The sequence below is a fragment of the Deefgea piscis genome (assembly GCF_013284055.1).
Taxonomy (GTDB): Bacteria; Pseudomonadota; Gammaproteobacteria; order Burkholderiales; family Chitinibacteraceae; genus Deefgea; species Deefgea piscis.
The window spans coordinates 603,492-625,062 of the sequence record NZ_CP054143.1 but is presented as its reverse complement, the minus strand read 5'-3'; the positions used below and the strand labels follow the sequence as shown (position 1 = coordinate 625,062).

The window sequence follows — 21,571 nt, the reverse complement described above, 5'->3', positions numbered from 1 at the left end:
CGTAGTTTACTTGCTGGCGTTTGGTTTTGACTGCGGTTTATTGCACTTTAGACACTTGACCAAAACGTGGGTTTTTCTGGTCAGCGTTGCTGGTTCTAACCCAAACGCTGCCAGCGACCGCTGGTTTTTTATTAGCATCGTAAACCAGCCATTGTTTGCCATCGGTTGAATACTGAATTTGTACATTTGGAATTTCAGTATTGGCATTTAACACGCCATTCACGATTTTAGCGCCGACTTTTGGCAAACGATATTGAATGTGATGCGCATCGAGTTTTTCTAAGCCACGTGCGCCAACGGCATTCACAAAACGATTGTAATCATTGTCGAGTGCTTGTTGATCCACATGTTTGCTTTCGCTCGAATAAACCGTGTTGGCGGTAAAGTTTTCCCAGCTTGGTTTATTCCACGCCCGTTCGGCAATCGCAAAAATTCTTGGATAAATCATGTATTCAGCTTGCGCATCGGTTCTTTGCGTTTCTGACCATAAATGACCCGAGATCCCTTTAATGCTTGGTGCTGTGGCGGGTGAGGTAATGCTCATTGCCTTGCCATCGCGATCGACGCTGGTTTCAGCGTTTTGCGCTAAATTACCCGGCGCAAAAGAGAAAATCTTTTTCAATGGGTTCGCCCGCGCCGCCCAGTAATAGCCACGTTCTGCAGGATCGATTTCATTGGGCATATCGAGGTATAAATAATCTGGATTGGATAAAACAATATCAAATCCTTTTTGATTAAATTTAGAAACAACCTCAGTGCCGCCCCAGAATAAAGTATCCCAAACGTTAACGGTTGGTTTAACCGTCATTTCGCTGGCACTCTTTAAATGCGACAAACCATCTTGCCAGCTTTGGAATGAACTAATTTTGTGTGGCACGAGCTCTTTATTAATCTCTTTACCAAACCAAGTGGTTAATTCATCAAATGAGCCGACAGTGCCGTTTTTAACCAAAGCTTGGCAAGCAGGTGATTTCTCATAAGGGAAATTTTGTGCTTTTTTATCAATAATGCCTTGGCCCGGTTTAGCCTCGGCTGCGCTGGCATAACCACCACCAAGCATAATGTTTTTCGCTTCATCGCCACCGTAATGCCAAGTGCTTAATTGCACACCGGCTTCGGTATACATGGCATTGACTTCAGCAATGACTTTTTTCGCAAAGTCTTTTGATGACGGCAGGCAGACATTCATAAAGCCTTTCTTGTCATAAAACTGAACGGTGGTCACTTGCGACGTGTCGCTTGGATCTAATAAACGATATTGTTCGGCCGCTTTTTTATTGCCAGCTTTCATTAGATTATTGTAGCGCGCTTCCATGGAAACCACGGCGGCGCGTGAGTGGCCGGGCATGTCGATTTCTGGAATCACTTCAATATTGCGGGCTTTAGCGTATTTTAAGATTTCAATAAAATCAGCACGAGTATAAAAACCATCGGATTTTTGTGGCTCAGTACCATGGCCCAATTGCGGCAATAATTGAGTTTGTTCATTGCTTGAATTCAAGCCGCGCTGTGCGCCAACACTGGTTAATTCATCCAAGCCATTGATTTGTAAACGCCAGCCTTCATCATCACTTAAATGCAAATGCAGTTTGTTTAATTTTAATTGGCTCATTTGGTCAATTAAACTCAAAACATGCTGTTTAGATTTAAAATTACGTGCCGTATCGAGCATCATGCCACGATATTCGTAGCGTGGTGCATCATTCACCACCATCGCAGAGAGATTGTCTTTCGATTGAATATCGATCAGCGAGAGTAATGAATTAAAACCATTCATGGCACCCGCGGCATCAAAACCATGCACTTGTGCTACGCCGTCTTGAATGATTAATGTATAACCACCGTCTTTTTTCGCTTCAGGCAATTGGATTTTGCTTGGATCAATTGCAATATTGACCAGCAAAGCTTGGTCTTTATTTTTGGCGAGGAGTTTATATTTTTTAAGTGCTTGGGCAAAAACGTCTTTGCTATCCGCAGGCACCTGATTTAAGAACAAACCATGTTGGATTGAAACGCTATTTGCTTTGGTGATTTTTTGTTCAATCGGCGCGGGAATAATTCGATCTTTAGCGGCAGCAGCATCGATTTTTGCGGTGTAAACGTCATAGCGTTTTAGGCTATCTAAAATCAGATTTTGATCTGAGCTGGCACGCTTGCCTTGGGCGGTGGTCAGCGGCGTCGCAAATTGAGTAACGTCTTCGGTATCGGTGTTTTTGATGGTTTTGGTTTGGCCATTGGCGCTCACCATCCAGCGTGGGAAGGTATCAAAATCACTAACGTGCCAATATTCACTGATTAAATTAATTTGGATGCTTTTGCCGGCAGCAATCCCTGCAAATTTATCGGTTGGCGTTAAACGGTTTAAATCACCGGTGATGTGTTCAATTTTAAATTGATCGCCAACCACACTTAAAATTCTTCTTGGTGACGGGATGATGATTGAGAAATCTTTGTCGTTTAATGTTTTGCCGATATTGCTCAATGTAATGGTAGAGCGGTAGCAGGTGGCCCAATCAGCACCAAGTTGCTGACAGGTGTTTTCAGCTTCTGCGCCTTTAATTTCTACATGCACTTGTAATTGTTTGGCTAAAGTTTCTGCGCTAGGGCTGGCAACGGACAAACCTGAAAATAAAGCGCCGACGAGTACTGAAATTATTTTAACTTGAGGTTGCATATCGATTCCATTTAAAACTAATTAATAAAATTCTTATGACGCAAGCAATAAACCAGGGGCAACGAAAGCAATTAAAATCTCGTAGTAAGCCTTGGCTTATTGAGTTGAATTCATTGAATTTTTATTATTTTTTTTTGTGTGTGAATCTTCATTGTAAGGTTGCTTCGACGAAAATTAACAGCCATCGCTCGATGGTGATAATTGCCTAGTCAATTAATGATTTTTACGATATGCGCGATGTAATGCGTTGGAATTGAGTGATTTGTAATTAAATGCGGATGATTAACTGGATAAGCTTTGTTGTTTATCAATAAGGCTCATTTGTCTTTATTTTTTCAATAGTCTGTCTCGTTATAAAGTTGCGAATTGATATTTTTATATATTTTAAATAATTTGGCATTAATGAGGTTAATTAGCTCGAATATCCATATGGAATAATATGCCGCAGGGTTTTAATTAAATACCACAGTAGTGGGCTGGTATTACGCAGGGAATGATGCCTTGTGCCACCCGTGGCTCACCGCGTTGTATATTTAATTCAGGGTTTTGCCATTGGATGTATTTCTGGCCTCGCCGATCTAGTTGAAGCGGCGAGGCGTATGTTTACTCGGCGTTTAAAGTTTGAATTGTTGCACTGCTTGGCTGAGTCGGTTCGATAGGTTTTGCAAATCTTTGGCAGCATGCGCGTTCGATTGCACGTCGAGCGCGCTGGCCTCGGCCATTTGCGCGATTTGCTCGACACTGCGGGCAATCTCGGTAGTGGCCACGCTTTGTTCGCGTATTGCACTACTAATGCTATCGACCACGTCGCGAACTTGCTCAGCCCCTTGGCGAATCTCATCAATGGCCACGCCAGCTTCATTGGCAAAAGCAACGCCGGTATTGGCTTGCTCTACGCCACTTTCCATTTGCGTGATGGCTTGGCGAGTACCGCTTTGAATTTGACCCACCATCTTGGCGATTTCGACGGTGGATTGGCTGGTGCGCTCGGCCAATTTACGCACTTCATCGGCCACCACGGCAAAACCACGGCCTTGCTCGCCAGCGCGTGCTGCTTCAATCGCGGCATTGAGCGCCAATAAATTAGTCTGATCGGCAATGTCTTTAATGGTGCTAACAATCGATGAGATTTCTTGCGATTGCCGACCGAGCTCTTCGATTTTGCTCGATGAATCTTTGACCAAATTGGCGATTTTATGCACTTCACTGGTGGCGCTATGGATCACTTGGGCGCCGCGAGTTGATTGTTGGCCCGCTTGGCGCGCTAGCTCGCTGGCTTCGTCGGTATTGGCGGTGACATGGTCGATTGAGACCGACATTTCTTCTACCGCCGCCGCCATCGACGCCGCTGATTCGCTTTGTTGTTGGGCGCGTAATGCCACGTCGCTCGAGTTTTGCCCTAAATGATTGGCGGCATTGTCAATCTGCGCGGCGCTGGCGTGCACTTCACCAATCACGCTGCGTAGGGCTTGCTGCATATCGCGCATTGCGGCGATTAAGCTGCTTTGATCCCGCGGGTCGCAATGAATCGTTTGTTGTAATTGCCCTTGTGCCACATTGCGCGCCAGATCAACTGCCACTTGTGGCTCACCGCCGAGTAAGCGAAATAGATAAGCCCCCAGTGCCCATAATACATAGCCAATCAACATCAAACTAATGAAGCAGACCGGTAATAAGATTTGCAATACCGACATGAAGTGCTCATGGATATCATCCAAATAAATCCCGGTACCAATCACCCAGCCCCAAGGCTGAAAGCTAGTGACATAGGAGATTTTATCTACTGGCGCGTCGCTACCGGCTTTGGGCCATTGGTATTCAACAAAGCCCGCACCTTGGCTGCGCACCACATTGGCCATTTCAACAAATAGTGCTTTGCCATTGGGGTCTTTGGTATTGCTGAGGTTTTTGCCATCGAGCTCGGGTTTGAGCGGATGCATCAGCATGGTAGGAGTGGTGTCGTTGATCCAGAAATATTCTTGGCCATCGTAGCGAATCGCTTTCACGGCCAGCAATGCGGCCGCTTTGGCGCTGGCTTGATCCATTTTGCCTTGGCGACTGAGGGCCTCATAGTGCGCCACAATCGTTTGTGCTGATTCAGCTAGATTACGGACTTTGTCTTTACGATCGTCCAGCATTTCGCCGCGTAATTGCAGCAGCATCATACAAACCAGCAAGATCACAGTGATGACGGTGATCGCCGCGGCAAAGACTAAACGCGCGCGCAATGAGAAAGGCGTAGCTCGAGCCATATTGTTTATCCCCTGTAGCAATATTATTGTTTTCTGATGTTTTAGCTATTGTGCGGATATGCTCACTAGCTTGCAATTTCTTACTGTAAACTGTTGCGTCATGCGGGAAATTACGGGGTAACGCACGAATGGCAATGACATATTGTAGGTTGGCTAGCGGCGCTGCTGATGATGGCTTTAGTGCGTTGCGTATATCTATATTGATAGGGTATTGCTTAGTAGGCCATTATTTAAATGGCTTACTAAGCAATACCTACTATTAGCTAGCATTGTTTTGATCGAGCATTGATCCAACTAGGGCTTCGCCGCCGCCGGCTTAGCCCGGTTAGTTGAGCACGGCCTCGGTTTCGGCAGCAAAGGCGATGGCTAGACCGCCTGCGCCGATATTGACGCCAGCGGTGGTGCTCATTTCACACAGCAGCAATTGCACCTTGGCGTGCGCGCAGGCGCGTTGTAATTGTTGATACGCTGGCATATCGCTGATCACGCTAGGGTCGCCGCCATAACTCACACAAATGGTGTTGGCGACTAAGCCTTGCTCGATTTGCTTTTCGGCCATGGCAAAGAGTTTTTCAACGCCGGTTTGAAAACCATGAATGCGGCCGACAGGGCTGGTTTCGCCGCGATAGCCGCGGATCACCGGCTTGATGTCGAGCGCACTGCCAAAGGCGTAGGATAAAAATCCGACGCTTTTATCGCCTTTGCGGCGTGCTTGATGGCGCAGTTGGCCAAGATCGGCCGGCATTAAAAAGCTTTGTACGCTGCGACTAAGCCGCTCAATGTGCTGAGTGATGGTCGAGCGGCTGGCTTGTTCACCAATCAGTTGGGCGATTTCAGCGACGATCAGCCCTTGGCCGCAAAATAAATTGGCGCTATCAAAAACGCGAACGGCAAAGGGTTTGCTCAGATTGGCTGCTTCGCGAATCGGCCGGTATTCAGTCAGGATGCTGCGAGCGGCTTGGGTGCAGTGATTATAAATTTGGCTGCGCGATTGCATCACCGTCAAACAGAATACCGAATCAAATTCTAAGATCAGTCGGCTTTTGAATAATTCACGGATTTGCTCGACCGAGAAGGGTTTGGATTCAAAGTCCGACGTACCTAGTTCGGCTTGGCGGCGATAAAAACTACGCGTGGCGACGGGATCGCGGTGGTCAATAAACTGACTATCGCTGCCTTGAATGGTGATCGGCAAGATGACGATTTGATGCTGGTCTAAAAATTCGCGCGGTAAATCGCAGCAAGAGTCTGTTACTAAGCCTACTCGCATGGTGTTCTCCAAGAGGGGGTTTCACCGTCTAATGCGGTGTTGTGCTGGGTAAAACGTGCTGTGTGGGTGTGCTGAAGCTGACATATTAAAAAATGCTAATGTAATTTATCATTCATTTTTAATCGGGATTAATAGGGAAAATACTGATTCAGCAATTAAATAGTCAGACTTGAGTAATTTTTAAGGGCGAAATAGCGCGACAGACGCCGTCGGCGTGCAGGGGGCATGCGGAGAGCGTTGGTAGTGATTTAGTTTTATTGATGGGTATTACGATGCAGCCTATGACTATCAGTACCGAGCGGCCAATACGCCGCGATTATGGTTTTTTTTATATTCAATCGTTTGCATGACTGAGCCATTGCCGACGGTAGCGTTCGGGCGAGAGGCCGGTGTGTTGGCGAAACATCGCAATAAACGCCGAAGGGTGGCTGTAGCCTAATTGCCACGCAATATCTTGAATCGCATGGTGTTCTTTGAGCGCGGCTTGTGCGCGTAACAGCCGCAGGCGATTACGCCATTGAATAAAGCTCAGTCCGAGCTCGCGCTGAAACTGTCGAGCCAGCGTGCGCTCGGTGCTATGCACGTGTTGCGCCCATTGCGCCAGCGTGGTGGTGTCGCCCGGGTGGACGAATAAAGCATCGAGAATCGGGCGCAATTGTCTGTGCGCGGTGTCGGGTAAATAGCTGGTGTGCCGATCGGCGCTGATCAGTCGTTCCAACAGCAAAGTGGCTTGAGCTTGCTCGTTGGCAGGGCGGGTATCGCAGATTTGCCGAGCCGCATAGTCATCAAATAGCGCTCGAATCAATGGGGTTTGGCTGATTAAGCACGCGGTTTGCGGCAGTTGCTGCGCCCATTCATCGCCAAGATACGCTGAGGTATAACTGAGCGCTTGGCGTATATAAGCGGTATGCGGTATTTGGGCCGGTACCCAGACTAAATAATCCGCCGGGGCGATTAAATGCTGCTCGTGGGGTGGCAAGCCGAGGGTGATTTCGATTAGCCCCAGATTAATGCGATTAATTTGTCCCCAAGGATGGCGATGCAATGCGTAGCCAGTGTGGGCTTCGACCGCTTCGTGGCGCAGCTGCAAGAGTTTGGGGGCGTCAAGCAACAGATCGCTAGGGTTGTACGGTGGCGAAGGCGCTGGATCTGGCGGCATAAATGGTCCGAAATGCACGATACGTTTGTCGGGTTTACATTATAGCCATTGAATCAGACAGGATTACACTGCGTCATCAATACCACGTGAGTGAATCAGCGCTGCTGTGGCGTATTGTGGTTTGCATGAGGTGAGGATGAACTGGCTTTTTCCATTGGTGGCCGTGGCGATTTGGGCGGGTAATACCGTGGTTTCTAAAGCGGCGGCAGGGGTGATTGATCCGGCGGCGATTTCGTTTTATCGCTGGCTGATCGCCGGGCTGATTTTAACGCCGGTCATGGCGCCTAAACTCTGGCGGCAACGGCAGGCGATTTGGCCCTATTGGCCCAAGTTTGCCGTATTGGCTTTGCTGGGCATGGTGCTGTATCAATGCTTGGCGTATTTTGCGGCGCACAGTACCACGGCGACCAATATGGGCGTGATTTGTGCTTTGATCCCCTTATTGGGTTTGGTGCTCAACTGGGCGTTTTTTCGCTTTAGGCCCAATGGCAGGGCGATGCTAGGCGTGGGTTTGTCCTTGCTTGGCGTTTTATATTTGCTCGGTCAAGGCCAGCCAAATCGTTTATTGGCCGGAGGGATTAACCGTGGCGATGGCTTGATGTTGATCGGTGCGCTGGCGTATGCGCTGTATGGCATTTTGTTAAAGCGCTGGGCCTTGCCGTTTTCGCCGTGGTTGAATTTATATTTGCAGATTGGATTTGGCGTGCTGTTTTTGATTCCCGTGGCGCTGAGCGCGCAGAGTTTGGCGATTGCGCCGGCGGCGATCAGCATGGTGTTGTTTGCTGGGATTGCCTCGTCGATTGTGGCCGCTTATTGCTGGATGCAGGGCATTGCTCGCATGGGGAGCGAAAAAACGGCGATTTTTATGAATCTACTGCCCTTATTGACCGCCTTGATTGCGGTGCTGGTGTTGGGCGAAACCTTGCATGGTTATCATTATCTTGGGGCCGGATTGATTTTATTCGGGGTATTTTTAGTGCAATTTCGTCAGCCTACCGGGGCAAGTTAAATTAATTACGCTTGCTGACGATACGCTGTGATTTTGCATCACGCAAAGGCGGTGGTTTTGTAGGAAAGTACTGCGAAACTTTATGATTGCTCGTTATATAATGCTTTGCAGCGCATGGGCGCAGTAGTTGAGATTGAATACAAAGGAATGACGTGTTGCGAAAATTATTAGCGGCCATGGTTTCAATGGCACTAGCTACAGTGGTATGGGCTGAAGATGCCCCTTTGCCGTTTGATGATCCTGCTGCTGCAGTGCCGATTGTGCGTAAAGCCCCAGTCAAAAAAGAAGTTTCGACGCCAGCCAAGGTCAGCCAGCAAACAGCGAGCCCAACTCGCTATAGCAAAAATAAGCCATCTAGTCGCAGTAAAGCGGTGAAAAAATCAACGCGCTCATCGGCCAAATCAGCTCAAGTTAAATCGAGCAAAAAATCTGCGCTTAAAAGTAGTAAAACCAATCAGCGTAAAGCAACCCCATCTAAAGCTAAAAATACCAGCGCCAAAGCCAAACCAGCTCGCACTAAAACCACCAAGAAATAAACACCATTGATAAGTACTCGGCGTGAATACGCCGAGGCTGGCTAGACGCGATATTTGCTGGGCGCGACGTGACTGGCTATTGCATCGCGATCGTTTGCTGGAACAGCAACGTTGCTAGAGCATGGCACTGTGTTGCTGCTCTTGGGCGCACTGATGCAGCAATTGATCTAAGGCAGGGTGATTGATTTTTTTGGGGGCGTAGATGACGTAGTAATCGGCATACTGTCCATCAAGATGACCTAGGCTTTGCAGCTGCTCACTAGGTATTGTCTCAGGCGTAATAACAGGAGCAGGGTAGAGGCCAATACCCGCAATACCAAACGCTTGCATCAAAGCGCTATCGGCAAATTCACCGACAATATCTGGCACGATTTGCTGTGCCGAAAACCAAATATCCAATTGAATTCTCAGCGTGCTATCGCGAGTAGGTAGCAGCATCGGCGCGCCATTGAGGCAGGCCGGAAAATTCTCACCATATCGTGCTGCCAGCGCTGGGCTGGCTAAAATCATCACTGGGCATTGCGCCAATCGTTGGCTTTCGAGGCGTAATGCGCCGTGCGCTGCGGGGCGATCGGCCAATACGACATCGAGCTGGTGCAAAGCCAGCTTGGCCATCAGCTCATCGGGCGAGCCTTCGGTACAGCATAGCCGTGTGTGGTCATTGTGCGTCTTGGCCAAAAGTTGCTGGGCAACGGTTTTAGGCAGTGCATCGGCCACCCCAATATTAAACCGTTGTCTGGGCGTGCTATCGCTAGACAGGGCTTGCTGCATTTGCTCGCCAAGCATAAAAATCTGATCAGCAAACGGCAGTACGCTGCGTGCAGCTTCAGTTAATTCCAATTGCCGGCCCACTTGGGTAAATAGCGACTTACCCATTTGCGCTTCTAGGCGTGCTAATTGGCTGCTAATGGTCTGCGGCGTCATCTCAAGTTTACGCGCAGCGGCACTAATACTGCCTTCTTGGCTCACCACCCAAAAATAATACAAATGCCGGTAATTGATTAAATCATGCATGAGCGAGTGTCGAAAAAAACTGATGATGCCGCAATGTAAGCCTGATGTTGGATTCTGTAAAGCCAGTTTAAAATTACGACATAATTAATTGCGATGAGAGCAAACCATGCTGACTGGATTGGGCCTAGTGACCGTTGTCTTACTGGCGGCCTTGTTTTGGTATTACGTGATTTACAACCCCGCAGCACAAACCGATTGGGAGCGCCTGCCGACATTGACGCAATATCGGCAACAGCACCCGCAATGCGCTCGTGGCGAACAAACCTTGTGCTGCCATTGCGGCTCGGCCGAGCATTTGGATTTGGGCTTATTGCAATACACCGATTGGCGGCGGCAGATCATGTGCCGGCAATGCAAAAATCGCTTATGGCGGGAGTCGGACTAATGCGTATTTTGCTATTTCTGATCAGCCTTACGTTGATTTATTTTTTTTGCCTCTTTCATTTGTTTGCTGCTCACCTGCCGTGGGCACGCAACAAGCTGCATCACTTAATAAATAAAAAAAGTTATCAGTTGCTGTATTCGGAGTGGGTTAATGGCGAATGTATTGGCTGCTTTCAGTGTGGTGCCATTGAGCAAGTGGATTTAGATCGGGGGCCATCGACGGTGCGTCGCCACCGCATTGCGTGCGCACGCTGTAAAACGTTGTTATGGCGGCAACAGGAGTCAATCAATAGCTCGAAAGTCACTGATTCAGGTGGTCTTTGAGTCGTTATTTTCGACTTAGTTCGATTTATTTTACGGGTAATTGTATCGAGAAAAGTTGAAGGTTAATCAGTTATGCTCTGATTTTGTCGATAGAAAATATACGTTAAGGTGAATGCACTACCTCACTCACAGCAGCTAGCGCACAGCATCATCGTGAAGTGATTCACATGGCTGTGGTGTGATCTGCGGTGCAATTGGGTAGATATTGAGTTTGGACTAACCAGCAGGAGATCGAGCAATGCGACCACTTATTTTGACTCACAAGCTTTCGATTGATGACACGATGCACAGTTATATTTTGCATCGCTTACGCCTCGCTCTAGATCGAACCTTAAGCCGGATTGGCGCAATTACCGTGCGCTTAAGCGATGAAAATGGTCCCAAAGGGGGCGATGATAAATCGGTACAAGTGAAGTTAATCTTGCCCGGGCATGAATCGGTGATTGTCCACGAGCGCGGTAGTGATTTACGCGCGGTGGTGGATAAAGCAATTCATCGTGCAGCGCAAACCCTGCAGCGTTTAAACGCCAAACGTCAAAAAATAACCCGTAGCGTGGCGAGCCGAAAATTACTCGCCACTGAAATGCAATATGCCGAAGAGGCCAACCATATGCTGGCTACACCAGCCTAAATTGAATGCGCGAATCGCGAGAAGTTAGATGACTTCTCGCGCAGCGAAATGGCTTGATTTATTGCGCCATGATGACGATTAAATTCACCTCACATACCAGTAAGATGTCACCATAAAGGAAGAAGAATGAGTTTTAGTTTAATGTTGATGGCCGTATTCATTGCCGCTGTAACGGTTTACTATTTTGCCCGCACAGCCAAGCGCAAGGAACCAATTCCGATTCGGATTGGTCTAAGCGCCAAACAACACAGGAGATAATGGATGAAAAGAACGCTATTACTGATTGGCACCAATATTGCCATCATGGTGGTCTTAGGTATTTTTGTTAGTATTTTTGGTTTAAATCGTTTTATGAGCGCCAACGGCTTAAATTTGCCGATGTTGCTGATGTTTGCTGCGGTAATGGGGTTTGGTGGGGCGTTTATTTCGCTGGCCATGTCCAAAACCATGGCCAAATGGAGTACCGGCGCCCAAATTATCGCCCAGCCACGTAATGCCGATGAGCAATGGCTGTTTGATACCGTCGCTAAACTGGCACAGCGCGCCCAGATCGCCATGCCTGAAGTGGCGATTTATGAAGGCGAACCCAATGCCTTTGCCACCGGCCCAAGTAAAAATAATTCGCTGGTTGCCGTATCAACAGGCTTGCTGTACAGCATGACGCATCGTGAAATCGAAGCGGTGCTGGCACACGAAGTAGCGCACGTTAAAAACGGCGATATGGTGACGCTCACCTTGATCCAAGGCGTGGTGAATACCTTTGTATTCTTCTTCGCACGCATTGTCGGCTATCTGGTTGACTCGTTCTTAAAGCGCGACAACGAAGAATCTTCTGGCCCGGGCATTGGTTATTACATTACCGTCGTGGTGTGCGATATCGTATTTGGTATTTTGGCCAGCGTGATCGTGATGTATTTCTCGCGCCAACGCGAGTTTCGTGCTGACGCTGGTGCTGCCCAATTATTGGGTGAATCAGCACCAATGGTCGATGCCTTGCGCCGCCTAGGTGGCATGGAGCCTAATGCCTTGCCAAGCAATATGGCCTCATCAGGCATTGCCGATAAAGCAGGATGGTCAGCGATGTTCAGCTCGCACCCGCCGATGGCAGATCGCATCGCCGCTTTGCAAGCCCTGCGCTAATGGGTATTTAAATGTAAGCCATATCAAATATGAGCTACAGCGCAATACATCAAAACGCCGACTTAAAGTCGGCGTTTTTTATGGTTTTTTAATTCGCGCAATGTGGCTGATTTCTATCGTTGCTAGTGGGCAGCTGCCGCTTAGTTTTTATGGGGTATTTTTTCAACATCAGCGGCTTTTTGGCATTGCTGGCTGAGCGTTCACGCTGGTGCTGGGTAAATTAATTGATCGACTTGGTATTAAAATACGGTTTTCGGTTTGCCCGTCTTGCCCCCCACCCGTAGAATTGCGGGTAATTCATTTTTTACGTCGCAGCATTGGTGCGGCGTTGGTTTTTTTCGGAGCTGCCTGTGTCTTTATTACCTTTATTAAATTCTCGCTTTGCAGCGGCCTTGGTTGCGGTCGGTGCGCCTGATGCACAGCCCTTGGTGCAAGCCGCCAGCCGACCTGAGTTTGGCGATTATCAAATGAACGGGGTGATGGGCGCAGCCAAAGTGCTCAAGCTTAATCCACGTGAGTTAGCGCAAAAAATTATTGATGCAGTGGATTTGGCGGGCATCGCCAGCTCGCTTGAAATCGCCGGCCCGGGTTTTATTAATATCAAATTGGATAATGCGTTTTTGGCTGATCGCGTGGCGCGCGCGCTGCAAGATGCGCATCTTGGTGTTGAGCAAAGCCCAGCACAGCATGTGATGGTTGAATATTCATCAGTGAATTTGGCCAAAGAAATGCACGTCGGCCATTTGCGCTCGACGATTATTGGTGACGCTTTGGCGCGCGTGCAAGCCTACGTTGGCATGAATGTGACGCGACAAAATCACGTTGGCGACTGGGGTACGCAGTTTGGGATGTTGGTGGCGTTTTTGATCGAGCAGCAGCAAGAAGGCAATGCCGATATCGCGCTCAAAGATCTAGAGGGTTTTTATCGCCGCGCTAAAGCGCGTTTTGATGAAGACGAAACCTTTGCCAATACCGCGCGGGATTATGTGGTGAAACTGCAAGGTGGCGACGCGGAAGTGCGGGCATTGTGGGCGCGCTTTGTTGAAGTGTCCTTATCGCATTGCAACGCCGTTTACCAAAAACTCAATGTGTTGCTTGATGATGGCGATGTGCGCGGCGAGAGTTTTTATAACGCTGATTTGCCGATTATCGTCGATGAATTGCGTCAGCAAGGCTTGTTGGTGGAGAGCGAAGGCGCGCAAGTGGTGTTTTTGGATGAATTCAAAAACAAAGACGGCGAGCCGCAAGCCAGCATTATTCAAAAGAAAGACGGCGGTTATTTATATTCAACCACCGATTTGGGCGCGATCCGTTTCCGGGTTCGCGAGCTAAAAATCGATCGTTGCTTGTACGTGGTGGATGCGCGCCAAGCGTTGCATTTCCAGCAATTGTTTACCATCGCCAAAAAAGCGCATTTCGCGCCAGACTCGGTGTCGTTAGAGCATATTGCCTTTGGCACCATGATGGGCGAAGACGGTAAACCGTTTAAAACCCGCTCTGGCGACGTGGTGAAATTAGTCGATTTACTCGACGAAGCACAGCAACGTGCGTTTGATCTGGTGTCGGAAAAAAATCCTAATTTGGATGAAGCCACACGCCGTGAGATCGCCAATGCAGTCGGTATCGGTGCTTTGAAATATGCCGATTTGTCGAAAAGCCGCACCACCGATTACATCTTTAACTGGAACTCAATGCTCAGCTTTGAGGGCAATACCGCGCCGTATCTGCAATATGCCTATACCCGTGTGAAGAGTATTTTCCGCAAAGTGGCGCAATACGACCAAAACGCGGCGATTGTGTTGACCGAGCCGGCTGAGCACGCCTTGGCGTTGGAATTAGCGCGCTTTAGCGATGTGGTGCATGCGGTGGCTAAAGACAGCCAGCCGCATTTGTTGTGCGCATATTTGTATAGCGTGGCGACGATGTTCTCGCGCTTTTATGAAAACTGCCCAGTTAATCAAGATGGCGTGACCAATGCATCGCGTTTGAAAGTATGTGATTTAACCGCCAAGGTATTGGCAACAGGTTTGGATTTACTTGGGATTAAAGTCTTGGAAACCATGTAATTGCAATATCATGTTAACGGCATAAATTGCGACTTAAATTGCATTAAACTTACTATTGTTGCTGTAATTTGAGAAAATACCCTGAAGCGGCCTTAGGCCGCTTTTTTATTGTTAAACCTTGGCGTGGTGATCAGCATGAATTTAAAAGATGCCGTGGTATTACAACGCATTACCGCCTTAAGTTATCGCGGAGCGGTGAGCGGACAGTTTGCTGGCATGGTTGCCGCGACTGCTTTACTTGCTTTGCATTTTGATACGCATTCACGTGGTTTTTTGCTGCTGTGGTGGCTCTGTGTTTGTGGGTTTGCACTGTATCGTTTGTCGGTATTTCGGCGTTATCGGCAACATGCGGCGCAGCGTGATGATGCGTACTGGCAAAAAGTTCATTTGCAGGGCGTGACGATAACCAGCGTGTTGTGGGCCATCGGTGGCACCTATTTGATGTTATCTAGTCCGATTCTGCTTTCGGTGTTAACGGCATTGATTTTTTCTGGTCTCACGGTCGGCTCGATGCCCGTGTTGGCGCCGATGCTTAATGCGATGCGAATTTATGCGTTTTTTATGACGCTGCCGATTTGGCTGAATGCGATTTTTGATCCAACGTCGATGAATATGACGCTGGGGATTATGTTTATCTTTTTGTTTATTACCTTGCTTAAAAGTGCTGCAAATTATCGCGATACCATTGTTGAAAGTTTAGAGCTGGAATTAGCGCAAACGCGGTTAGCTGAAGATTTGGCGGTAGCGCGTAATCAAGCCGAGCAAGCTAATCGCGCCAAGACTGAATTTATCGCCAATGTGAGCCATGAAATTCGCACCCCCATGAATGGCATTGTTGGGATGGCGCATTTATTAGCGCAAACCCCGTTAACACCGATGCAACAAGAAAAAGTCGATGTCATTAATCAATCGGCCGATTTGTTATTGGCGCTGGTGAATGACGTATTGGATTTATCCAAAATTGAAGCCAATCGTTTAGATATTGTGGCGCAAACGGTGCATTTGCCGCAGGTACTGGCGGAGGTTGAACAGATGTTTTGCCTGCGCGCCAAAAGCCAAGGTTTACGGTGGCGACTGGATTACCAAGGCGCGGCAGATTTAACGTTATTGGGCGATGCGCTGCGTTTGCGACAGGTTTTGGTCAATTTATTAGGTAATGCGCTGAAGTTTACTGAGCAAGGTGAAGTCACTTTGCAAGTGCATACCCATAGCGAGGCGAGCCATTGCCGGATTGAAATTGCCGTTCAGGATAGTGGCATTGGCATTCCCGCCGAGCAACTGCCGTTTATTTTTGACGCCTTTGTTCAAGCCGATGGCTCGTCAACACGGGCTTATGGTGGTACGGGCTTGGGCTTAACCATTGCACGGCGCTTGGTGCGAGGCATGGGCGGTGAGCTGGAGGCCCGCGGCAATGCTGAAGGTGGCACAACGTTTCAGTTTGATTTGCTATGGCCTTATGCACCAACCACTGAAGTCGTCATTGAGAAACCACAGCCACTCGAAGCCATTCGTCCACTGCAGGTGCTATTGGCCGAAGATAATCCAACCAATCGTTTGGTGGCAACGCGCTTATTAGAAAAACAAGGCCATACCGTCATCAGCGCTGAAAACGGTCAATGGGTGCTGGAGATTTTGGCGCGCCAAGCGGTGGATGTGGTGTTGATGGATATGCAAATGCCCGAAATGGACGGTCTTGAAGCGACACGGCGCATCCGTCAGCAAGAATTAACCCTAGCTCAGCGGTTGCCAATTATTGCCTTAACGGCCAATGCAATGGAAGAAGATCGCCTGCGCTGTCTTGAGGCAGGGATGGATGATTTCTTGGCCAAACCACTCAAGCCTGAGTTGCTCGATCAGGCTTTGCGTGAGTGGGTGATATCGCTTAAACCAGCGCTGATTCAGGATTAAAAATAAGCTTTAAGCTGCAGCGCAATAAAGCCTTCGACTTGAAACGTTTTCACCGTGGGGACAATAAATAAGTTCACCCCAAAATGGTAAGGCGTTTCCAGCGAGGCCAAAAAGCCGCCAGCAGGAACGATGGGATAGCCTTTTTCGGTATTGTGATAACCGGTTAATAAGCCAGCGGCAGCGCCGAGCGAGAGATTGCCTGCGTTGCTAAACTGCCACTGCAGTGGCGTCCAACCGAGCTGAGCGTAAACCGATGTTTGCCGAATTGAGTTGCGGTAAGCGCCGAGCATCCAATGCCAGCGCCCATTGCTGCGCTCAATCCCTAAGCCGGGATTACGTTCATTCAGATTATCGTCAATCACCGCTTGCCGATTAAAATGGCGGGTGAGTACCGGCGTTACGATCCATGTTTTCCACGCTTGCTCGGTATTCATCGCCTGCAAAAAATCGGGGGTATGCGCGCCAAAAGCGCCTGAGTTGAGTTGTTCATCCGCCGCTTGCGCCGAAGCGATGCCAGTCAGCGTCATGATGAGTAGGGGTATTGCTAGCTGGCTGATTGTTTTCATAAAGTAGAGAGATATACCCGAGGATCTAGGGTGGTTTGGTTTTCCGCTGCGTGATTCGTGCCTTGCCTTTGGCCTAAATCCGCACAGAAAACCCAACGTCAACCAGCCCTAATCATGACCAAAAGCGCGTTCGCGAAGTTGTTTCAGTTCATCACGTAATTGCGCCGCTTTTTCAAATTCCAAATTCTGTGCGGCTTTGAGCATATCTTTTTCTAAGCGTTTGAGCTCTTTTGCCAATTGCTTTTGATCCATTTCGGCCACAATGCGGGTTTTTTTCTCTTCCAATCTGGCGGCGACCGCTTCTTCGGCGTTGTACACCCCGTCGATAATGTCCTTAATGCGTTTGACTACGCCGCGCGGGGTGATGCCGTGTTCGACGTTGTAGGCAATTTGTTTTTCGCGGCGGCGCTGCGTTTCGCCGATGGCTTTTTCCATGGAATTGGTGATCCGATCGCCGTATAAAATCGCTTTACCGTTTAGATTTCGCGCTGCGCGGCCAATGGTTTGAATCAGGCTGCGCTCGCTACGCAAAAAGCCTTCTTTATCGGCATCCAAAATCGCCACTAAAGAGACCTCGGGAATATCCAAGCCTTCCCTTAATAAGTTAATCCCGATGAGCACGTCAAACACGCCAAGGCGCAGATCCCGCAAGATTTCAACGCGCTCCACGGTATCAATATCCGAGTGTAAATAACGCACTTTAACGCCATGTTCGGACAAATACTCCGTGAGTTGCTCCGACATTTTTTTAGTCAGCGTGGTGACCAATACCCGCTCGCCAATGGCAGTGCGGATGTTAATTTCAGACAATAAATCATCAACTTGCGTGCCCACTGGACGCACTTCAATCAGCGGATCGACTAGCCCAGTTGGTCGCACCAGTTGCTCGACCACTTGGCCTTGATGCTCAGCTTCATACGCCGCTGGCGTGGCTGAAACAAAAATCGTTTGCGGCATTAAGCGCTCAAATTCTTCAAATTTGAGCGGGCGATTATCCAGCGCAGACGGCATGCGAAAGCCGTAATCAACCAGGTTTTCTTTGCGGGAACGATCGCCCTTATACATCGCGCCAATTTGGCCGATCATCACATGGCTTTCGTCTAAGATCATTAAGCTGTTTTTTGGCAAATAGTCGAGCAAAGTCGGTGGCGCTGATCCTGCTGGTTTACCGGAAAAATGCCTTGAGTAATTCTCGATGCCTTTGCAAAAGCCCATTTCACCGAGCATTTCTAAATCAAAACGCGTGCGTTGCTCGAGCCGCTGCGCTTCGACTAGCTTGTGTTCTTGGTAATAAAACGCTAAACGATCACGCAGCTCTTCTTTAATGGTTTCAATCGCCACCAGCACTTTTTCGCGCGGGGTAACGTAATGGCTCGATGGGAAAATCGTATAACGCCCCATGCGTTGCTTTACATGGCCGGTGAGTGGGTCGAACAGGCTAATACGCTCGATTTCATCGTCGAACATCGACACGCGCACCGCTAAATCGGCGCTCTCGGCCGGGAATATATCAATTACATCGCCGCGAACGCGAAAATGCCCACGGGCAAATTCAATCTCATTACGATCGTATTGCATGGTGGTGAGGCGTTTGATGATGTCGCGCTGGCCGATTTTTTCGCCCTCAGACAGATGCAAAATCATCGCGTGATAATCGGATGGATCGCCAATCCCGTAAATCGCCGATACGGTGGCGACGATAATACAATCGGGGCGCTCGAGCATTGCCTTGGTGGCTGACAGCCGCATTTGTTCGATATGCTCGTTAATCGCGCTGTCTTTTTCGATAAACAGATCGCGGCTGGGCACATAAGCTTCGGGCTGATAGTAGTCGTAATACGAAACGAAATATTCGACGGCGTTTTCAGGGAAAAACTCGCGCATTTCGGAATACAACTGCGCGGCGAGGGTTTTATTGGGCGCCATAATAATTGCCGGCCGCCCAGTGCGCGCAATCACGTTCGCCATGGTAAAGGTTTTACCTGAGCCCGTTACGCCGAGTAAAGTTTGGTACTTGAGCCCATCGTCCAAGCCTTCGATGAGTTGTTCGATGGCTTTGGGTTGATCCCCTGCAGGCGGGAATGGCTGAAATAACTTATACGGCGAATTGGGGTATTCAACAAACATGGCGAACCTGATATCGAGCAAGACGTTACATTGTGGGCTGATGTGGCTTAGGGCTCAAGTTAGAATCTGAATTTTGCTGGCAATGCTTCATTTTCTGCGCTGACTTGCATGCCGGCATGGCTTAGTTTTGACTGGTGTTGATCGATTGCGACTTATTGCCTTGTCATTTGTAGGGTGACTCACATTTATTATTGGCGCGATGGCGGTACAATAGAAACAAGTGAAAGGAGCCCATCATGAAAAAGCGCTTTAAATTTGTGTTGTGTATGGCCAGTCTGTTGCTGGCGACTTCGGTATTAGCGGCGGTAAGTCGTGATGATGCCGCTGCGGCTGCGCAGAAAAAAACCAATGGCGCTCGAGTGATGTCGGCAGAGAAATTTATTGAAGGCGATAAAGCCGTTTGGCGAGTCAAGGTGCTGACTAGCTCTGGTGAAGTACGGACAGTTTTTGTTGATGAGGCCAGCGGCGCAGTGCATTAATGGCTTGACCACAGCATGCGATGGCATGAGGAACAACATCAGCAATCGAAGCGAATCCGCTTCGATTTTTTTATGCCGCTTCACGGTGGGTGGCAGAGAAAATGTCAGCAAAAAAATATACAACAGCGGCAAGAACTGGGTAAAAAATGCTCGTAAAGTTTAGAGCTGTTGGCGATTAGAGAGGGTTAAATGACAGGATTAACGCAGTAATTGCAGTGCCAAACTAGGTAGGTTGTTGGCTTGAGCCAGCATGGCGGTTCCGGCTTGAGTTAGAATTTGCTGCCGAGTTAGGCTCGCTGTTTCTTGGGCAAAATCAGTATCGATGATTCGTGAGCGAGCTGCGCTGAGGTTTTCTCCTGACGTTTGTAGCATCTCTCCTATTGTAGCCAGCCTAGACATGCTGGCCCCAACACGCCCGCGCTCACCATTGACGTATTCAATGGCTTGATCTAGATGCGCTATGGCTAGCGTCGCTTGTTTATTGAGGTCCAAATCACCTAGACCTAGATTCGTGGCGCTCACGCCGCCGATTTGTACCGTCAGTGTTTGATTGCGTTCTGCACCAATTTGCAATGACCATTCTTGTAAACCCGCGCCACCACTAATATCGCTTGGCCATTCGATGGAAAATCCCTTCAATGGCTGATCAGAAAATTGAGTGCCACGGTCTGTCAGAATATCCTTGGCATTTTGGATGGCTTTATTATCGGCATCAAATCCGCCGATTGCGCCGGTGTCGGTATTGGTGAGGTTCATTTTGCTAATAAATGTGCCGGCATTGGCGTTAAATGCGGTATTAAATCCGGCAAGAGTGGCAAAGGCCCCTGAGCTAGCATTGGTTAAGGCTTGGTCTAGCGTACTGCCACTATTGCTACTCAAATAGACCATAATGTCTTTGACGCCTTCGCCGCCGGCCATTTTAATGCGTTCATGCATAAAGCGTAGCGCGGCATAACCTGCGGAATAACCGGCACTGGCGCTCACATCATCGGCATTGAATGCCGCCAGAATAGTTGCTAAACCAGCCCCGCCGTTATAGTCATTAACGATGCGTTCGTCTGCTCCGTGAATTAATTCCGCAGCGCCTTCTTTGAACCATTTTGGCAGCGGCACAAAATTCATTGATCGCCCCATGACCGCATGAACCATTTCATGCGCAATGATGCGGTCATTGTAAAACGGCTCTGAACCGCCATCCGGAAGATTTGGCGGTACAAAATCCGCCATATCAATATTGAGATACTGCTTATCGACTTTGCCTCCCGCTCCGCCAACGCCAGATACTGATGCTAGGGTGCCATTCTTACCGTCGCTGGTTTTGAGGTTGACAATTAATTTTGCGCCATCGCCAATAATGCCAAATTGATCTTTGATTTTGGTCTCTGCTTCTTCTAACCAGCCTAAACGAAGCCCATCAATCACTGAACGGATATTGATGTCGCCGCCAATGCTGCTAGCACTTTGCGCAAATATTTTTTTTCCGTTGAATTCACTCTGCTCAGAAATCCGCGTGAGTTCACTTAACAGTTGATTGGATTCAGCCTGAAGAGCGTCTTTATCTGTCGTGGATAAAGTCCCATTGGCAGCTTGCACTGCCAGCTCACGCAAGCGTTGTAGTGTATTGGTTGCTGTCGTCATTGCCCCGTCGGCAACTTGCAGTAAAGAAACGCCATCATTCACATTGCGGTGAGCTTGGCGATCGCCGCGAATCAGCGACTCCATTCGCGAGCCAATTGCTAAGCCTGCGGCATCATCTTTGGCGCTATTGACGCGAAGCCCTGATGAAAGACGTGCCAAAACTTGGTTCATTCCATTGCTGGACGTCTCCAAGTTTCTTTGCGTATTCAATGACATCAGGTTGCTTGCGATTTGCACTCTGCTTCCTTTGCTTGCAATCGTAGTTTGCGTAAACTTTTATCGGAATACATGGCTAAAACTTTAATTGTTTTTATGTTTGCTGTAAGTTTGCGTTGGGGTTTTCGTTTTGATCTAATTTTGTGAGCAAAAAAAACCCCGCCACAAGGACGGGGTG

16 protein-coding genes are annotated in these 21,571 nt (G+C 48.6%); 8 read left to right on the top strand and 8 right to left on the bottom strand.

The window, feature by feature from the left end; translation table 11 throughout:
* Positions 1-37 precede the first annotated feature (37 nt).
* The 4 genes from HQN60_RS02980 to HQN60_RS02965 form a co-directional block, all read right to left on the bottom strand.
* Entirely contained in the window at positions 38-2,674 is a 2,637-nt protein-coding gene (locus tag HQN60_RS02980; protein WP_173532281.1) for a family 20 glycosylhydrolase, read from the bottom strand.
* A 614-nt stretch (positions 2,675-3,288) separates the two neighbouring features.
* Positions 3,289-4,926 (bottom strand): methyl-accepting chemotaxis protein, encoded by a 1,638-nt coding sequence (locus HQN60_RS02975; RefSeq protein WP_173532280.1) that lies wholly within the window; start codon positions 4,924-4,926, stop codon positions 3,289-3,291.
* A 325-nt stretch (positions 4,927-5,251) separates the two neighbouring features.
* A complete protein-coding gene (locus HQN60_RS02970; protein ID WP_173532279.1) occupies positions 5,252-6,196 on the bottom strand; it encodes a DegV family protein in 945 nt (314 codons plus the stop codon).
* Between the two features lie 334 nt (positions 6,197-6,530).
* Positions 6,531-7,355: an AraC family transcriptional regulator gene (locus tag HQN60_RS02965; RefSeq protein ID WP_173532278.1), complete on the bottom strand. Its 825-nt coding sequence runs from the start codon at positions 7,353-7,355 to the stop codon at positions 6,531-6,533.
* 136 nt (positions 7,356-7,491) lie between these two features.
* Here HQN60_RS02965 and HQN60_RS02960 point away from each other — a divergent pair, with 136 nt between their 5' ends.
* The gene (locus HQN60_RS02960) at positions 7,492-8,364 is read left to right on the top strand and encodes a DMT family transporter (RefSeq protein ID WP_173532277.1); all 873 of its coding nucleotides are present in this window, start codon (positions 7,492-7,494) and stop codon (positions 8,362-8,364) included.
* 155 nt (positions 8,365-8,519) lie between these two features.
* Positions 8,520-8,900, top strand: coding sequence for a hypothetical protein (locus tag HQN60_RS02955; protein ID WP_173532276.1), 381 nt, complete (start codon positions 8,520-8,522; stop codon positions 8,898-8,900).
* Between the two features lie 114 nt (positions 8,901-9,014).
* Here the strand turns inward: HQN60_RS02955 and HQN60_RS02950 are convergent, their stop codons facing one another.
* Complete coding sequence (locus HQN60_RS02950) at positions 9,015-9,914, bottom strand: LysR family transcriptional regulator (RefSeq protein WP_173532275.1); 900 nt, start codon at positions 9,912-9,914, stop codon at positions 9,015-9,017.
* 106 nt (positions 9,915-10,020) lie between these two features.
* Between HQN60_RS02950 and HQN60_RS02945 the strand changes: the two genes are divergently transcribed.
* The 5 genes from HQN60_RS02945 to HQN60_RS02925 all read left to right on the top strand — a co-directional run bounded on the left by HQN60_RS02945 (position 10,021) and on the right by HQN60_RS02925 (position 16,367).
* Positions 10,021-10,299, top strand: a complete 279-nt coding sequence (locus HQN60_RS02945) for a hypothetical protein (RefSeq protein ID WP_173532274.1) — start codon at positions 10,021-10,023, stop codon at positions 10,297-10,299.
* 561 nt (positions 10,300-10,860) lie between these two features.
* Entirely contained in the window at positions 10,861-11,253 is a 393-nt protein-coding gene (locus tag HQN60_RS02940; RefSeq protein ID WP_173532273.1) for an HPF/RaiA family ribosome-associated protein, read from the top strand.
* Between the two features lie 261 nt (positions 11,254-11,514).
* Positions 11,515-12,393 carry a protease HtpX gene (gene htpX / locus HQN60_RS02935; RefSeq protein WP_173532272.1) on the top strand — a complete coding sequence of 293 codons (879 nt, stop codon included), beginning with the start codon at positions 11,515-11,517 and terminating at the stop codon, positions 12,391-12,393.
* A gap of 350 nt (positions 12,394-12,743) precedes the next feature.
* Positions 12,744-14,459 carry an arginine--tRNA ligase gene (gene argS / locus HQN60_RS02930; RefSeq protein WP_173532271.1) on the top strand — a complete coding sequence of 572 codons (1,716 nt, stop codon included), beginning with the start codon at positions 12,744-12,746 and terminating at the stop codon, positions 14,457-14,459.
* A gap of 135 nt (positions 14,460-14,594) precedes the next feature.
* Positions 14,595-16,367 carry a response regulator gene (locus HQN60_RS02925; RefSeq protein WP_173532270.1) on the top strand — a complete coding sequence of 591 codons (1,773 nt, stop codon included), beginning with the start codon at positions 14,595-14,597 and terminating at the stop codon, positions 16,365-16,367.
* Here the strand turns inward: HQN60_RS02925 and HQN60_RS02920 are convergent.
* Complete coding sequence (locus HQN60_RS02920; RefSeq protein ID WP_173532269.1) at positions 16,364-16,933, bottom strand: hypothetical protein; 570 nt, start codon at positions 16,931-16,933, stop codon at positions 16,364-16,366. The genes HQN60_RS02925 and HQN60_RS02920 overlap by 4 nt on opposite strands.
* Before the next feature lie 108 nt (positions 16,934-17,041).
* On the bottom strand, positions 17,042-19,060 hold the full coding sequence (gene uvrB / locus HQN60_RS02915; protein ID WP_173532268.1) for an excinuclease ABC subunit UvrB: 2,019 nt from the start codon (positions 19,058-19,060) through the stop codon (positions 17,042-17,044).
* A 236-nt stretch (positions 19,061-19,296) separates the two neighbouring features.
* Between uvrB and HQN60_RS02910 the strand changes: the two genes are divergently transcribed.
* Positions 19,297-19,539 (top strand): PepSY domain-containing protein, encoded by a 243-nt coding sequence (locus tag HQN60_RS02910; RefSeq protein ID WP_173532267.1) that lies wholly within the window; start codon positions 19,297-19,299, stop codon positions 19,537-19,539.
* A 198-nt stretch (positions 19,540-19,737) separates the two neighbouring features.
* Here HQN60_RS02910 and HQN60_RS02905 read toward each other — a convergent pair whose 3' ends face one another.
* Positions 19,738-21,414: a flagellinolysin gene (locus tag HQN60_RS02905; RefSeq protein WP_217390204.1), complete on the bottom strand. Its 1,677-nt coding sequence runs from the start codon at positions 21,412-21,414 to the stop codon at positions 19,738-19,740.
* Positions 21,415-21,571: the final 157 nt, after the last annotated feature.

What these genes read in the sequence shown, in the direction of transcription:
- HQN60_RS02980 (WP_173532281.1), bottom strand. Translation starts at nt 2,674, where the DNA reads ATGCAACCTCAAGTTAAAATAATTTCAGTACTCGTCGGCGCTTTATTT.
- HQN60_RS02975 (WP_173532280.1), bottom strand. Translation starts at nt 4,926, where the DNA reads ATGGCTCGAGCTACGCCTTTCTCATTGCGCGCGCGTTTAGTCTTTGCC.
- HQN60_RS02970 (WP_173532279.1), bottom strand. Translation starts at nt 6,196, where the DNA reads ATGCGAGTAGGCTTAGTAACAGACTCTTGCTGCGATTTACCGCGCGAA.
- HQN60_RS02965 (WP_173532278.1), bottom strand. Translation starts at nt 7,355, where the DNA reads ATGCCGCCAGATCCAGCGCCTTCGCCACCGTACAACCCTAGCGATCTG.
- HQN60_RS02960 (WP_173532277.1), top strand. Translation starts at nt 7,492, where the DNA reads ATGAACTGGCTTTTTCCATTGGTGGCCGTGGCGATTTGGGCGGGTAAT.
- HQN60_RS02950 (WP_173532275.1), bottom strand. Translation starts at nt 9,914, where the DNA reads ATGCATGATTTAATCAATTACCGGCATTTGTATTATTTTTGGGTGGTG.
- HQN60_RS02945 (WP_173532274.1), top strand. Translation starts at nt 10,021, where the DNA reads ATGCTGACTGGATTGGGCCTAGTGACCGTTGTCTTACTGGCGGCCTTG.
- HQN60_RS02940 (WP_173532273.1), top strand. Translation starts at nt 10,861, where the DNA reads ATGCGACCACTTATTTTGACTCACAAGCTTTCGATTGATGACACGATG.
- htpX (WP_173532272.1), top strand. Translation starts at nt 11,515, where the DNA reads ATGAAAAGAACGCTATTACTGATTGGCACCAATATTGCCATCATGGTG.
- HQN60_RS02925 (WP_173532270.1), top strand. Translation starts at nt 14,595, where the DNA reads ATGAATTTAAAAGATGCCGTGGTATTACAACGCATTACCGCCTTAAGT.
- HQN60_RS02920 (WP_173532269.1), bottom strand. Translation starts at nt 16,933, where the DNA reads ATGAAAACAATCAGCCAGCTAGCAATACCCCTACTCATCATGACGCTG.
- uvrB (WP_173532268.1), bottom strand. Translation starts at nt 19,060, where the DNA reads ATGTTTGTTGAATACCCCAATTCGCCGTATAAGTTATTTCAGCCATTC.
- HQN60_RS02910 (WP_173532267.1), top strand. Translation starts at nt 19,297, where the DNA reads ATGAAAAAGCGCTTTAAATTTGTGTTGTGTATGGCCAGTCTGTTGCTG.